Raw genomic sequence first — 13,326 nt, 5'->3', positions numbered from 1 at the left:
AGAGAGTGCCTCTATCAGGCAATAAAGGGGCGCTTTGGCGATCGAAAGAAGTACCCACAATTATTTTCTGGAAGAATAATCATGATGAAAAAAGGGTTGTTGACCATGTTTTTGTCCATGACAGCGGTGACAGTACAAGCGGAATATGTCGGGCCACACACTGGCTGCCCGAAGCAGGCTACTGTAGCGGAAGCAAAACAGATGAACGATGATACGAGGCTTTCTCTCAAGGGGTTCATTACCGGCCACCTGCGGGGTGATCACTATCTTTTTCGTGACAGCACCGGAGAAATAAGCGTTGAAATCGAAGATGAGGTCTGGAGAGGAATCGAAATAGGGCCTGATACCAATGTCATACTGCACGGCGAGTTGGAGCATGAATCCGGATCACTCGAGGTAGAGGTTGACCGTTTGGAAGTGGCGAAAACCGGTTCTCGGCGGTAAGTGGCTTGAACGTTCGGCAGGTAAAAGTAATGTAAACGTATATTAAAAAGGAGGACCCGTTATGAATAATACAATGTTGAAAAGCATAACAACCCCTTTGGTTGCCGGGGCGTTTATCATATCGGCTTCAACCGGACTGATGATCTTTTTTGATTTTGAGCCCGGTATCGTTGAGCCTGTTCATGAATGGATGAGCTGGGTTCTCGTGAGCGGTGCATTACTGCATGTGCTGGTAAACTGGAGCGCGTTCAAGAGCTCTTTGCGAAGAAAAACAGGCGGAGCGTTTATTGTTGGGGCGGTTGCTATTGCACTGCTTTCGTTATATCCCTGGGTTGAAGAAGGGGAGGACGGAAGAAAAAAAGCGGTCAAGTCCCTGGAAAAAGCTTCGCTTGTGTCGGTTTCGGGTGTTCTTGAAGCCGGTGTCGACCAGATGCTTGCAAAGCTTGCCGGCAATGGCGTCGAGGTTATGGATCCGGAAAACTCGCTGGAGGAGATAGCGGAGCAGAACGATATCGAGAAGAAAGAACTTTTCGGAATTATTTTTGAATGAAAAAGGGTTATGCGGATTCTTATTATCGAAGATGAACCGGGGATAGTCGGCTTTCTCAAAGAGGGTCTCGAGGAAGAGTACTTTGCTGTCGACGTTGCCGACAACGGCCGTGAAGGTCTCGCAATGGCGCTGAGCAGTGACTATGATCTGCTTCTCGTCGACTGGCTTCTCCCAGGCCTCAGCGGCATCGAAATATGCCGGCGGTTCCGAATGGAAGATACCGAGGTTCCGGTTATTTTTCTTACTGCAAAAGACACCGTCGATGACGTGATTTTCGGGCTGGAGGCGGGTGCGAACGACTATATAAAAAAGCCTTTTGCATTTGAAGAGCTTCTTGCGAGAATACGCGTACAATTGAGAGCCCCTCTTTCAGAGAGTGCTCCACTTTCGGCAGGGGGAGTGGAGATGGATCTTTCAGCACACAGGATTGCATGTAACGGCTCGGAACTTTTTCTGACTCCGAAAGAGTTCGCTCTGCTCGAATACCTGCTGCGCAACAAAGGGTGTGTCTGTACCCGGAGCCGTATCATCGAACACGTCTGGGACATTCACTTTGATGCAGATACATCGGTCATTGATGTCTATGTCAACTTTTTAAGAAAAAAGCTCGATAAGGGAGGCTGTACTGATCTTATTGAAACAGTGCGGGGTGTAGGATATGTCATCCGTGAAAAATGAAAGGAATGGGCGATGGTGTAAAGCAAAAAAAGGATCGGCGTTACGGCAGGGAAATCAGTATCCGCGACAGGGTGGCCGGCCTTTATCTCATGGTGACCGCATCGTTGATCGTCATGGTATTTATTCTGGTGTATGTGCTGGTCGAGCACCATGTCTATAGCCATATCGATGAAGAACTCGAGGAAGTGGCTCATGAGTTTGTCGAAAGTCTTCAGGTAACCGAAAGCGGGTTGACAGTTGAGGATCAGACCGAGTGGATGGAGCGTTCACTGATCACTGTCGATTTTTCTCCCAAATTCGTTCAGGTTGTTGCCGCGGGAAATTCGACCTGGATTATAAAAAAATCGTTCAATCTTTTCAGCGATACGCTTCAGTACAATCCGGCTCTCGACAGGGCTGCATTTTATAACGCAACCATTGTCGATGCTTCGGTCCGGCAGGTTCAGATTCCGGTCTTTCATGGTGAAAAGCCGCGTGTTGTGGCATGGGTGCTGGCGGCTGTTCCTCTTGAGGAGTCGCTCCTCATCCTTTCCGATTTGCGAATGGTGCTGTTGGTTTCCCTGCTTGCGATGCTGTTGATTGTCTTTGCCGTTACCCGTGTTATTACGGGAAAAAGCATCGCCCCGCTTGAAAAGGTTATTGAAACGGCAGAAAGGATAACTCAGGAAAATCTTGATGAACGTATCGAGCTTCCTCAAAAGCGGGATGAACTTTATCGTCTTGCATCGACCATAAACGATTTGCTCAACAGACTGCAGGCGGTTTACACAAGAGAAAGACAGTTTACAGCCGATGCTTCTCATGAGCTGAAGACACCTCTTGCGTCGGTCTTGGGAACACTCGAGGTTCTGGTAAGAAAACTTCGCAATCCGGCTCACTACGCGGAGCGGATAGATTTCTGTATCGATGAGCTGAGGCGTATGTCCGGGATGGTGGAACAACTGCTGCTTTTGGCTCGCTATGACAGTGCTTCCTTTGTGCCCGAAGTCACTGTTTTTGATGTCCGGCAGACGGTTTTGAATGTTTTGAAAAGGGTGGATGAACAGACGAAGGAAAAAGAACTGCAGATGATTCTCGAAAACGATGGGAATACAATGGTTAGGGCGGATGCGTCAATGCTTGAAATCATGATAGGCAATGTTGTTTCCAATGCCGTCAAGTTTTCCGGTAAAGGCGAGCCTGTGACCATTGCCATTGAAAGAAAGAACGCTTCGGTTGTCTGTTCGGTGAAGGATACAGGGCCGGGAATACCTGCGGAAAAAGTCGACCGCATTTTCGAACGTTTCTATCGGGTTGACGAATCAAGAAACGCCCAAATAAGCGGAGCCGGGCTCGGTCTTGCCATCGTGAAGAAGCTTGCGGATTTACAGCAGATTACGGTAAGACTGTCGAGTAGAAGAAATAAGGGTACAACAGTGGTTCTTGAGATCCCGGCTGCCTGATTTCAACAGCTCTCGGACTCTCTCCTTGCACCGAGAGTCTTCCCCATATGTTTAGACGGAGATGCACATGCTGGATTCATTGCTGATACGACGTGTCCTGCCACTGGTTGTTTCTTTTGTTATGCTGGTTGTCATGGCGGCTTTGCTCGACTTTCTCCTGCATGTCGCAGGTTTGGTCTGGGTTGGCCGCTACCTTGGAATAACCGGTACGCTCTTTCTGGTGTTCTCTTTTGCGTATTCGGCCCGAAAGAAGAAGGTTGTTCGTTCAGGACCGATGGGTGCGTTTCTCAGGTTTCACTGCAGGAGCGGGTGGATTGGTACTCTGATGCTTCTTGTGCATTCAGGAATCCATTTCAACGCCTTTTTGCCGTGGGCCGCAACACTGTTCATGTTGATCGTTACCGTAAGCGGCCATATAGGGCAGTACATTTACCGGAAAGCGAAAGATGAACTAAGGCTCAAGGGTGGAGAGGATATTCTTTACTGGGATTCTCTCGCTGTCAATGCTTTGGGGCAGTGGCGGAAGATACATATGCCGCTTGTTTCTCTGTTTCTCGGACTTGCTCTTATACATATCCTTTCAATTTTGCTTTTCTGGAACTGGAGATAAGCGCCATGAAACAACTCTATATTTTTTTTCTCATTTTCAGCATTTTGCTTGTTGCTGTTATGTTGTGGCCGGGGTTTCTCATCAATCCAGGTCCGCTTTCTCAACAACATGAAGCGCTTCGCGGACAATGTCTCAGCTGCCATACGCCATTCTTTGGGACACCGTCGTCGAAATGCGGTTCCTGTCATACGACAGGAGAGATCGGCTTGAAGGGTGCTTCCGGGCAAGAGCTTGCTGCCGGGCCTGATTCCACTATCGCTTTGTTGCACATGGAGCTTACAGCTATGGCGTGTATTGCGTGTCATACCGATCATAATCTGCCTGGTAAGGGAGCTTTTGTAGCACATATGGATCATGGTGCACTGACTGCAGAGCGGCAAGAAAATTGCAGGGCATGTCATGCTCCTGACATGCCGAAAGATGTGTTCCACAGGCAAACAGGGGAGGGCTGTGGACAATGTCACGATACAAACCGTTGGGAGCACGTAACATTCGATCATGAGAAATGGATGCTTACCGATCTGGGACGTTCAGGAAACTGCATTGGTTGTCATGAACCGGATCGTCCTGATGATCTACTGCACATGGATGCGGGAGATGCCTGCATGGACTGTCATATGACAACCGCCTGGAAACCGGTGAATTTCGATCATGATCAATGGTTCAGGTTCGATCGTTCTCATCCTGCAAGGTGCAGCGCCTGTCACGATAACCCGAAAGACTACAGGCAATATACCTGTTACGGGTGTCACGAACATTCGAGGCGCGATATTGCAAGAGAGCACAGGGAGGAAGGTATTAGAGAGTTCAGTAACTGTGTCGAGTGTCATCGAAACAGTAACGAAGATGATGCGGAGCACCTGTGGCGGAAAAAGAGCGGCGCTTCCTCCTATTCTGATTGATTGATTTTCATGAATGGAGATGTCATGCCGTTCATCAGGTATAAGAAAAAAATCATGCCGCACTTGATGCGGCATCCATACTGTTGCTGATTGGAAAATGGATCCCCGGGTAAGACCTGTGAAATAGTTGCTTTAGATTTCACAGGTCTTACCCGGGGATGACTCAGAATAGAGAACTCAAAAGGAAGTTCTACATCCTCAGTTCGCCGGTTTCTGCCTGGTCGATGAGGTTGTCGTTTGCATAGATCAGAACCTCGACACGACGGTTCAGGCGACGGCCTGAGGCTGTTTCATTCGATGCTACTGGACGTGTTTCGCCGAAACCAACGGTTGAAACACGGGCTGAGCTTACATTGTAGGCGCGAAGAAGAGAGGCAACAGATTCTGCGCGTTGTTCAGAAAGCTGCTGATTGTATGATTCACTACCCTGTGAATCGGTGTGACCTTCAATGACGATGTTGGTGTCGTCATATTTGTTCAGAATATTTGCCAGCTTCTGAATATTGTACCTGCTGGTGGACGTAAGCGTTGAAGAACCGGTGGTAAACAAAAGGCCGGTGTCGAACACAACCCTGATTCCTTCACCGACGCGTTCAACCATAGCGCCTTCAACCTGATTGTCAATTTCTTCTGCCTGGGCATCCATGTAATCCCCGATAAGAGCGCCTGCAGCTCCGCCGATCACAGCGCCGAGAAGAGCCCCTTTGCCCCAACTGCCTGTCTGGCTGCCGATAATACCGCCGAGAACGGCTCCCGATGCCGCTCCTATACCAGCTCCTCTACCAGCACCGGTTGTGGTGGTACATCCCCATGTAACTGTAGTCATGGCAAGAATCAGAACAAGAGCAAGAGGTTTTGTCAATTGTGTTACTTTTCTCATCGCTTTTTCGAAATTTAGTGTTAAAAAAACAAGGATGAACGTTCTGATGACCCCCATCAGTCATGTAGGAACAGTTACAATAGAATAGTAGTATAAAATAGTCTAAAAAATTCCCAGCTTTTCGTAAGCAGATACTATTAATTGCTACATGTGTAGGTTTTTGTCGATACAGCAGTGTTTCGAGGAGGAATTTTACGCAGTCAGTGAGTGTTCATCTTTCAAGCAATACCTCCTTTTATAAAACATAATCAGGAAACGATGCTTCAGGGAAAGGAAGAATGGAAAGCTGCCGCAGAATCCCGGCTGCCCCCTTCTGAGGAAATAATAAAGAGAAATCGGGCTATTACATCTCACTATGCCCGCTTGTATCTTGATCATCATGATATTTTTAAATGGGCCGGGATGGCGGCATTCGCTTCGAGCCAGGTGGGTATTGCTCTGGCTTTCGTCGAAATGATGCAGACACCGGCAAAGATGATGAGTTATGGTGGGGTTAAAAAGCGAGAGAGCAATGATAGTAATATCCTTGAGGAAATGGGTGAACTTTTTGCCGGTGCTGCAAGGATAGTCTTTTTTCTCCCTTTCTCGGTCTATGACGTTGCGTCACGGAATATTCTTTTGAATGATCTGGAAGAAATTCGTAAAGGAAACAATGCTATTTACAACGATATTGCCTGGGCACACATGGCGTACCTTGAAGGGGGTCTTAAAGAGATCGAGGACAATGTGGCTGAAAATGAGCGCGAGTTTTTGCTTTCCGGCTTCCGGCTTATCGATCAGGGGGCAGGTCTCAGAAAGTCGAACAAAGGTCTCGATGAGGCTGATGCATTGATCAGGGAGGGAAACATAAAGTTGCTCAGGCATGAGCAGATCAATACGCTTGGTCCCATATTCGAGGCGATAAGCCCGCAGGGACGTGTCGTTGTTTCATTCGGCAGTGAACTGAATTTTGGAGAGGCAGCGCCTCCCGGTCACCCGTCAAGAGCCTCTTTTGCTGACCATTTCGGTTATCTTGATGCGGTAGTGGGGAATAAGTGCGTGGCCAATTCCGAGCATCGCTGGCAATGGATTGAAGAGTGTGTTCTTCCGGCCTGGTATGCGGTCGATGAAGGGTTTTCGAAATGGGAGGGTACGGCAAAGCGTTTCAGATTCATGGCTGAAGGAGGGCATGGCAAACATTAGCCGGTGTTTCATTTCGCTTCGGCAATGTCTCGCTTTCCTGGGACTGAACGTAAGAGATTCAGCTTTTTTCGCGTGCTATGAGCCAATAAGAAACACCGAGTCCCAGCACGACTGCCGCTATTCCAAGCAGATAATCCGGGGTCAGTTTGTCGAGATCGAGAATAATTACTTTTCGGGATATGGCCATCAAAGCCGTTGCCACAACCAGTTTAACCGGAACGATGTTTGTACCGAGATAAAGGCGAATATTGATAAAAATTTCAATCGCAATGAGAACAGCAAGAAATGCACCGAAGGTTTCCAGCAGATCATTGATGTTGAGTAAGAAAAATGGTGCCTCGCTCAGGCGTGTGTAAAGGACAAAAACAACATCACCGATTCCCCACATAATAACCAGTACCATCAGAACCGCAAGAGCCTTGACGGTAACCCGTATGATTCTGTGCAGGAATCTTATCAGAGGGTCTTCGTGTGCTGGCGGAAGTTCCTCATGATATGCAATGAATGGATGATGCTGGTCCTCTTCCGTGTTTTTTTTCTCTTCCATACTTTCTGTCTGTTGGTACCGTCAGGGTGACGAGTTCTTGTTTTGCTTCCACAGATGTACTGGGGGCACTATCTGGAACGTAGTGCATCAACCGGATCGAGCATTGCTGCTTTGTATGCTGGGAATATACCAAAAGAAATGCCTATACCGCTACATACGGCAATTGAAATGATGACCCAGGCTACAGGGAGTATCGGAGGAATATTGAAAGCTATCGCTACAATATTGCCGGCGCTTGCTCCTGCGAGGATTCCTATCAGGCCGCCGGTCAGGGAAAGAAAAAGTGCTTCGAGCAGGAACTGGCGCATGATGCTTGTTCTCGGGGCTCCGATCGATTTTCTGATGCCTATTTCCCTCGTCCTTTCAGTGACGCTGACCAGCATGATGTTCATGATGCCGACGCCCGCCGTTACAAGAGCCATAAAGCTGATTATAAAGGCGCCTATACTTATTGTTCGCTGAAAATCGCGGAAAGAGTCAACCAGTGCCTCGTTTGTGCGGAGTTCGAAATTGTTCGGTTTTTCAATGGTCAGTCCTCTCGCTACCCGCATAGCGCCGATTGCCCTGTCTATGGTTGCCTGGTACTCTTTTTGGGAGAAGGCTTCTATTGTAATACTGATACTTCTTTTAACGTTTATATGAGCAAGATAACGGGTAATGGGGATGATAACCAGGTTGTCCTGGCTCTCACCGAATGCGGCACCTTTTTTCGTAAAGACGCCTACAATGCGGCAGACTTTTCCGTTGACCTTGATTGATTTTCCTACCGGATTTTCTCCGGTAGGAAAAAGGGTGTTCAGAAGATCGTGCCCGATAAGAGCTACATTTCTCGAGTACAGAATGTCGTTTTCGACAAGGTTTCTGCCGGTTTCGATATCAAAGCCGTTTGCCGATGCAAAATTTACATCAGCTCCGAAAAGGAGGACGTCAGGGTTTGTCGAGAGGTTTTCGTAGGTCGCCAGATTACCTGACGAGGAAACCTGTATTCCGATATTTTTTGCTTTTCCCCTCATAAGCTTTTTGAAAGCAAGTCCTTCGTCATAGGTTATGTCGGGGCGGTTGATGAACCTGCTCCGGCCGTGCCCGCCAAAAAACGTCGCCGGATATTTCTGGATTTCGAACGTATTGGAGCCGAGGCTTGACAATCCGCTCGCTACCGAACGGTCTACTGCTTGCAGCGCAGTCATCACCGCGATAATGGAGAAAACTCCGACTGCTACCCCCATGGTTGTAAGCCAGGAACGGAGCTTGTTAGCCTGCAGAGAGTATGTTGCCTGTAAAACGGTTTCTCGCAGTTTCATGAAGGTAAGTCAACGGTAAAATGGCAAAAGTCAAAACAAGAAAGTCCCTGTGTACGATACAATTCAAAAACTCAGCATTTCAATCTCATCCTTACTCGTACCTCAGCGAATCAGCCGGGTCGAGTTTGGAGGCGGTTATGGCCGGAGCGAGACCTGAAAAAACTCCAGTTAAAACAGAAACGAAAAGACTGATCAGTACAAGCAGAAGAGAAAAACGAATAGGGAACTCGGGTAGTACTTTTTCAATTCCCAGAGTGATCGAAATGGCAATGATAAGCCCGACGATTCCACCTAAGAGGCAGATGGTGACCGATTCGATCAGAAACTGGAGCAGTATCGTTCTTCTTCTTGCTCCCAGTGCTTTTCTCAGCCCGATTTCTCTTGTTCGTTCTTTGACGCTCACAAAGGTAATATTCATAATGCCGATCGCTCCGACAAAAAGAGACATTCCGGTTATGAAAATACCTGCGACTGCGATACCGTTTTTGATAGGATCGAGCTGGCTTTTGAACGCTTTTTGCTCGTTGATAGAAAAGTCATCCTGCTTGCCTGGAGGGAGTCGTCTGATCCTGCGCATGATGCCTTTCAGCTCTTCCTTTGCATCAGCAACCCTCACTTTTTCTCTGACTTTTATCCGTAAGGTGACATATCTGCTGCTGCCATATACTTTCTTGAAGGCAGGCAGCGGGATGACGATCTGGTTGTCAAAGCTGAAAAGCCCAAGGAATTTCCCCTGTTTTTTAAAAATTCCGATAACACGGAACTTCTGGTTTTTCAGTCTGAGTGTCTTGCCGAGTGCCGGTTCGTTTGGAAAGAGTCCGCTTGCAATATCGTCGCCGATGACACAAACCATTGCTCCGCTCTCTGATTCATGGGGGAGGAAAAATCTGCCCTGAGACAAATCGCCTGAGGCGGTTCTGAGGTATTCCGCATTTGTTCCAAGTGCAAAAACCTGCAACAGGTTTCTATCCCTGTAACTTGCCGACCCCATGTAAGTGGACATTTGAGGAACCGCTATTTCAAGCATGGAATCAGGAGTGTCGGCAATGATGCGGTTAATCTGTCCGGCATACTCTGTTTTGAGGTCAGGCCGGTTTCTGTAACGCCACCATTCCCCCATGGTGCCCCAGGAGCCTTTCTGTACATAAACCACATCATAGCCAAGCATGGAGAGGCTTTTCTCGAAACCTGCATCAATTCCGCTGATTGCCGTCCCCATCATGGTTATGGAAACAATGCCGATAATTACTCCGAGAGCGGTAAGAAACGACCTTGTTTTATTGCTTTTTATTTGGTCGACAGCCATCAGCAGGCTTTCGTATGTTTCCTGGCCAAAGCTTCTCATAGGGTCTTAACGACTCATGTCGCTTTCGATTTTGCCGTCGCGCAATCTTATGATACGGCGCGAATGGCTGGCGATATCCTCTTCATGTGTTATGAGGATGATGGTATTGCCGGCCTTGGACAGTTCACTGAATATCTCCATGATGTCCTGACTTGTTGTGGTGTCGAGGTTTCCGGTCGGTTCGTCGGCGAGAATCAGTGAAGGGTTGTTGATCAGGGCCCTTGCGATTGCTACTCTTTGTATCTGCCCACCGGAAAGTTCAGAGGGTTTATGGGTTATCCGGTCGCCAAGACCTACTTTTTGCAGCGCTTCGAGAGCACGCTCTGATCGTTCTTCCGCATCGATTCCGGCGTAGATAAGTGGAAGTTCAACATTTCTCAGGCAATTGAGACGAGGCAGCAGATTGAAAGTCTGAAAAACAAAGCCGACTTCGTGGTTCCTGATTCGGGCAAGTTCATCGTCATCCATTTCCGCAATATTCTTTCCGTTGAGCTCATAGGTGCCTGATGAGGGGGTGTCGAGGCAGCCGATGATATTCATCAGGGTTGACTTTCCGCTACCCGAAGGTCCCATTATAGCGACATATTCGTTATGTTGAAATGTGAGGTTGATGTTGTCGAGAGCCTTGACCTGCTGGTTTCCCATTTCATAAAACCTACAGACGGCCTGCATGTTGATAACGGTATCGGTCATGGGCGCTCATTCTTTTTTCAGCTTCACCGCACTGCCATCCTGAAGGAGCTTCGTTATTGCTGTGTAACTGCCGGAAACCACTGTTTCATCCTCCTGTAAACCTTCCAGGATCACAATATGAGTATTATCCGTCGTTCCGGTTTCGACTGGACGAAACTGAACGACTTCGTTTTTAACAATGAATACGCCTTGATGACTGCCGTTGCTGTTTCGGGCCGGCTGGAGATCGGATTGGTTTTTCCCTGCGTATGCCCGACTGTTTCCTTCCGGTAAAGATTCCCTTAGAGTGACGCTTTGAATAGGTACGACAAGAGCATTCGGGACGCGTTCGGTTTCTATGTCAGCCGTAGCACTCATGCCCGGTTTCAGGAGTCTGTTGTGATTTAAAATGCGGATCTTGACCGAAAAGTTGGTGACCTCTTCTTGGGTTCCCTCAGATTCGGTTATGGCGGAATTTGATATTTCCCGAACCAATCCGTCGAATGTTCTGTTACCGAAAGCATCGACATTGACGATGACCCGGTCACCTCGTTTGACGTTGACTATATCGTTTTCGTTTACTTCGACTTCAACCTGCATACTGTCGAGATTTGCTATTCTGAGTACATCGGTTCCCTGGAATTGTCCTGTTCCGACAACTCTTTCACCGCTTTTGCTGTTCAGCTCAATAATTGTACCGCGGATTGGGCTGGTTAAAGTTGTTTTCTCGAGCTGCTCGAGCGACTGATCAAGAAAACTCTTGTTTTGTTTGATGGTAAAAAGCGAGGCTTCATAGGTCGCTTTGGCCGCCTCTGCGTTGGTTTTCGTGGACAGATAGTCTGTATCGGAAATCAAACGGTCTTTGTGGAGAACCGATGCTTTACGTAAATCATCTTCAGCCTTGAGTTTTCTTGCTCTTGATTCGAGACTTTGTGATTTCGAGAGGTTGAGCTGGGCTCTGTTCTGTTCAACCTGGTTGATGTAAACATCCGGTTCGATTTTAAATAATAGTGCTCCTTTTTCAACAGTTTGGCCTTCTTTGATGGGCAGTTCGATGATTTCTCCGGATACATCGGGTGAAATGGTTACTTCCAATTCCGGTTCGATCTTACCGGTTGCCGTGACATAATGGACAACTTCCTTTCTGAACGCTTGTTCAACCGTTACTTCGATTTTTTTCTGTAGCCCTGAGAACCATAAACCCACACCGATAATCACTATCAAGATAAAGGCGATGGAAAGGATGATACTGTTGCGCCGTTTCTTTTTTTGACTTTTTTTCATCATGGATGGACGGAATTACTCGACGGTAAGAATGCCCGTTGCAAAATCGAGGATATTTTTTTGCAGAGCAAGATTATATATCGCTTGTGAGTATTCGGAACGAGCACTGACAAGGGTTGCTTTGGCTGTACTGGCTTCTACGAAACCTGCAGAACCGAGGTCATATTTTTTCTTGACGGTCTCATAGGCTTTTTCAGCGGCCCTGAGACCCTGCTTTGCTGTTTCAATCTCTGTAAAGGCGGCACTGTAGTTATCGACAGCAAGTTGAATGTCGATTGCTATATCATGTTCGAGATCGGCAGTATCCAATTCCTCGTTGAGGTAATTGACTTTTGCCTGCTCTACGTTGTAGCGGGTAAGAAAGCCATCAAAAAGAGTCCAGTTCAACGTGATGCTCAGAGAGTAGCCTAACAGGTCGGATAACTGGTCGGAAAGAGGCGGGTAATGCGGAGTACCGGCAGTTGTTTCATAGTAAGGATATCCTAACGTATTCAGACTGAATGCAAGGTCGAGTGTCGGATAACGCTGTGATGAAGCGCTGGTCACATCCCATTTTGCAGCTTCGGTTGAAAAAACAGCACTTTGCAGATCTGTTCTGTTTGCGAGCCCAAGCGTAACAAGACTGTCCGGATCAACCGAAGAGGGAAGTGATGTGAGTGCATCGATAGGAATCTCGGCAACCGCAACTTCTTCTGTATGGTCGATGCGGAGCTTTCTGACTAATTCCAGTGTGCTGCTGCGGAGTGTGTTTTCGGCTCTGATAACCGATAGTTCATCATTTGCCGTCTCGGCCTGCTGTTGATAATAATCTGTGACAGGCTTTAAACCGATCTCGTACTGACGTTCGGTCAGTTGAAGCTGGTCTTGTGATGACAACAGATTTTCACGGGCGATTTTTAAGAGTTCAGTGTCAAGAAGAACCTGGTAATATGACTGCGTAACATCATAGGCGATTGTCTGGCGAGCCCGGAACAACGAGAATCCCGAAGCTTCGCGGAGATTTATTGCCGACTGTAGAGAGGCGTAATCCTTGAAACCGTTGAACAGGTTAAGTGAGGTTGTCAGGTTGAGATCGACATTTTCATTTCTTGTTGTTAAAACCGATCCGCTTGCCGGATTGGAATAGACTCTTGACACGGAAAGAGGAGTGTAGCCGGCGGAAACGGATACTTTGGGGAGAAATTGCCCATAACTTTTCAGTAGATCGGCTCCCTGGAGTCTGACGGTATTTTCCGCTTTTTTTACTGAAGAAGAGTTTTGAAGAGCTATTTCCACACATTCCTGCAGGGTGAACAACCTCTTTTCTTCCTCTGCACCGTGTGTTATGCTTTGATATAGTGTTATCAGGCAGGTTGCTGCAATAAAGAAAACTCTCAACGATCGGGTCAATGATGGTATCGGTCTCACTGTTGTCAGCGTGGTTAATCAAGATCGTAACTCGGGGACAATATAAGGCTAAAATTCGGATCACACTATCTTAAACCGAGTG

Annotated in this window: 14 protein-coding genes; 7 read left to right on the top strand and 7 right to left on the bottom strand. The window is 47.5% G+C overall.

What is annotated here, in order from left to right; translation table 11 throughout:
- Positions 1-81: 81 nt before the first annotated feature.
- From CR164_RS06625 to CR164_RS06600, 6 genes are all read left to right on the top strand, one after another.
- Positions 82-444, top strand: coding sequence for a YgiW/YdeI family stress tolerance OB fold protein (locus CR164_RS06625; protein WP_110023152.1), 363 nt, complete (start codon positions 82-84; stop codon positions 442-444).
- Positions 445-505: 61 nt separating this feature from the next.
- Positions 506-994 carry a DUF4405 domain-containing protein gene (locus CR164_RS06620; protein WP_110023151.1) on the top strand — a complete coding sequence of 163 codons (489 nt, stop codon included), beginning with the start codon at positions 506-508 and terminating at the stop codon, positions 992-994.
- A gap of 9 nt (positions 995-1,003) precedes the next feature.
- Positions 1,004-1,672, top strand: coding sequence for a response regulator transcription factor (locus CR164_RS06615; protein ID WP_110023150.1), 669 nt, complete (start codon positions 1,004-1,006; stop codon positions 1,670-1,672).
- 5 nt (positions 1,673-1,677) lie between these two features.
- The gene (locus tag CR164_RS06610) at positions 1,678-3,114 is read left to right on the top strand and encodes a sensor histidine kinase (RefSeq protein ID WP_161953498.1); all 1,437 of its coding nucleotides are present in this window, start codon (positions 1,678-1,680) and stop codon (positions 3,112-3,114) included.
- Positions 3,115-3,181: 67 nt separating this feature from the next.
- On the top strand, positions 3,182-3,724 hold the full coding sequence (locus tag CR164_RS06605) for a hypothetical protein (protein ID WP_110023148.1): 543 nt from the start codon (positions 3,182-3,184) through the stop codon (positions 3,722-3,724).
- 5 nt (positions 3,725-3,729) lie between these two features.
- Positions 3,730-4,626 (top strand): hypothetical protein, encoded by an 897-nt coding sequence (locus CR164_RS06600; RefSeq protein ID WP_110023147.1) that lies wholly within the window; start codon positions 3,730-3,732, stop codon positions 4,624-4,626.
- A 190-nt stretch (positions 4,627-4,816) separates the two neighbouring features.
- Here CR164_RS06600 and CR164_RS06595 read toward each other — a convergent pair whose 3' ends face one another.
- Positions 4,817-5,506: a YiaD family glycine zipper/OmpA-like lipoprotein gene (locus CR164_RS06595; RefSeq protein ID WP_110023146.1), complete on the bottom strand. Its 690-nt coding sequence runs from the start codon at positions 5,504-5,506 to the stop codon at positions 4,817-4,819.
- Between the two features lie 258 nt (positions 5,507-5,764).
- Here CR164_RS06595 and CR164_RS06590 point away from each other — a divergent pair, with 258 nt between their 5' ends.
- Complete coding sequence (locus tag CR164_RS06590; RefSeq protein WP_110023145.1) at positions 5,765-6,688, top strand: DUF2515 family protein; 924 nt, start codon at positions 5,765-5,767, stop codon at positions 6,686-6,688.
- A 58-nt stretch (positions 6,689-6,746) separates the two neighbouring features.
- Here the strand turns inward: CR164_RS06590 and CR164_RS06585 are convergent, their stop codons facing one another.
- The 6 genes from CR164_RS06585 to CR164_RS06560 all read right to left on the bottom strand — a co-directional run bounded on the left by CR164_RS06585 (position 6,747) and on the right by CR164_RS06560 (position 13,112).
- Positions 6,747-7,235 carry a phosphate-starvation-inducible PsiE family protein gene (locus CR164_RS06585; RefSeq protein ID WP_110023144.1) on the bottom strand — a complete coding sequence of 163 codons (489 nt, stop codon included), beginning with the start codon at positions 7,233-7,235 and terminating at the stop codon, positions 6,747-6,749.
- A gap of 68 nt (positions 7,236-7,303) precedes the next feature.
- The gene (locus CR164_RS06580; RefSeq protein WP_110023143.1) at positions 7,304-8,536 is read right to left on the bottom strand and encodes an ABC transporter permease; all 1,233 of its coding nucleotides are present in this window, start codon (positions 8,534-8,536) and stop codon (positions 7,304-7,306) included.
- Between the two features lie 91 nt (positions 8,537-8,627).
- The gene (locus CR164_RS06575) at positions 8,628-9,881 is read right to left on the bottom strand and encodes an ABC transporter permease (protein ID WP_110023142.1); all 1,254 of its coding nucleotides are present in this window, start codon (positions 9,879-9,881) and stop codon (positions 8,628-8,630) included.
- 6 nt (positions 9,882-9,887) lie between these two features.
- Entirely contained in the window at positions 9,888-10,574 is a 687-nt protein-coding gene (locus CR164_RS06570; RefSeq protein ID WP_110023141.1) for an ABC transporter ATP-binding protein, read from the bottom strand.
- 6 nt (positions 10,575-10,580) lie between these two features.
- The gene (locus CR164_RS06565; RefSeq protein ID WP_110023343.1) at positions 10,581-11,837 is read right to left on the bottom strand and encodes an efflux RND transporter periplasmic adaptor subunit; all 1,257 of its coding nucleotides are present in this window, start codon (positions 11,835-11,837) and stop codon (positions 10,581-10,583) included.
- 15 nt (positions 11,838-11,852) lie between these two features.
- Complete coding sequence (locus tag CR164_RS06560) at positions 11,853-13,112, bottom strand: TolC family protein (protein WP_110023342.1); 1,260 nt, start codon at positions 13,110-13,112, stop codon at positions 11,853-11,855.
- Positions 13,113-13,326 lie beyond the last annotated feature (214 nt).

The organism is Prosthecochloris marina (assembly GCF_003182595.1).
GTDB lineage: Bacteria > Bacteroidota > Chlorobiia > Chlorobiales > Chlorobiaceae > Prosthecochloris > Prosthecochloris marina.
This window is presented reverse-complemented; position numbering and strand designations above follow the sequence as displayed.

Coding starts and splice junctions, on each gene's coding strand:
- CR164_RS06625 (WP_110023152.1), top strand. CDS start 82: ATGATGAAAAAAGGGTTGTTGACCATGTTTTTGTCCATGACAGCGGTG.
- CR164_RS06620 (WP_110023151.1), top strand. CDS start 506: ATGAATAATACAATGTTGAAAAGCATAACAACCCCTTTGGTTGCCGGG.
- CR164_RS06615 (WP_110023150.1), top strand. CDS start 1,004: ATGCGGATTCTTATTATCGAAGATGAACCGGGGATAGTCGGCTTTCTC.
- CR164_RS06610 (WP_161953498.1), top strand. CDS start 1,678: ATGGGCGATGGTGTAAAGCAAAAAAAGGATCGGCGTTACGGCAGGGAA.
- CR164_RS06605 (WP_110023148.1), top strand. CDS start 3,182: ATGCTGGATTCATTGCTGATACGACGTGTCCTGCCACTGGTTGTTTCT.
- CR164_RS06600 (WP_110023147.1), top strand. CDS start 3,730: ATGAAACAACTCTATATTTTTTTTCTCATTTTCAGCATTTTGCTTGTT.
- CR164_RS06595 (WP_110023146.1), bottom strand. CDS start 5,506: ATGAGAAAAGTAACACAATTGACAAAACCTCTTGCTCTTGTTCTGATT.
- CR164_RS06590 (WP_110023145.1), top strand. CDS start 5,765: ATGCTTCAGGGAAAGGAAGAATGGAAAGCTGCCGCAGAATCCCGGCTG.
- CR164_RS06585 (WP_110023144.1), bottom strand. CDS start 7,235: ATGGAAGAGAAAAAAAACACGGAAGAGGACCAGCATCATCCATTCATT.
- CR164_RS06580 (WP_110023143.1), bottom strand. CDS start 8,536: ATGAAACTGCGAGAAACCGTTTTACAGGCAACATACTCTCTGCAGGCT.
- CR164_RS06575 (WP_110023142.1), bottom strand. CDS start 9,881: ATGAGAAGCTTTGGCCAGGAAACATACGAAAGCCTGCTGATGGCTGTC.
- CR164_RS06570 (WP_110023141.1), bottom strand. CDS start 10,574: ATGACCGATACCGTTATCAACATGCAGGCCGTCTGTAGGTTTTATGAA.
- CR164_RS06565 (WP_110023343.1), bottom strand. CDS start 11,837: ATGAAAAAAAGTCAAAAAAAGAAACGGCGCAACAGTATCATCCTTTCC.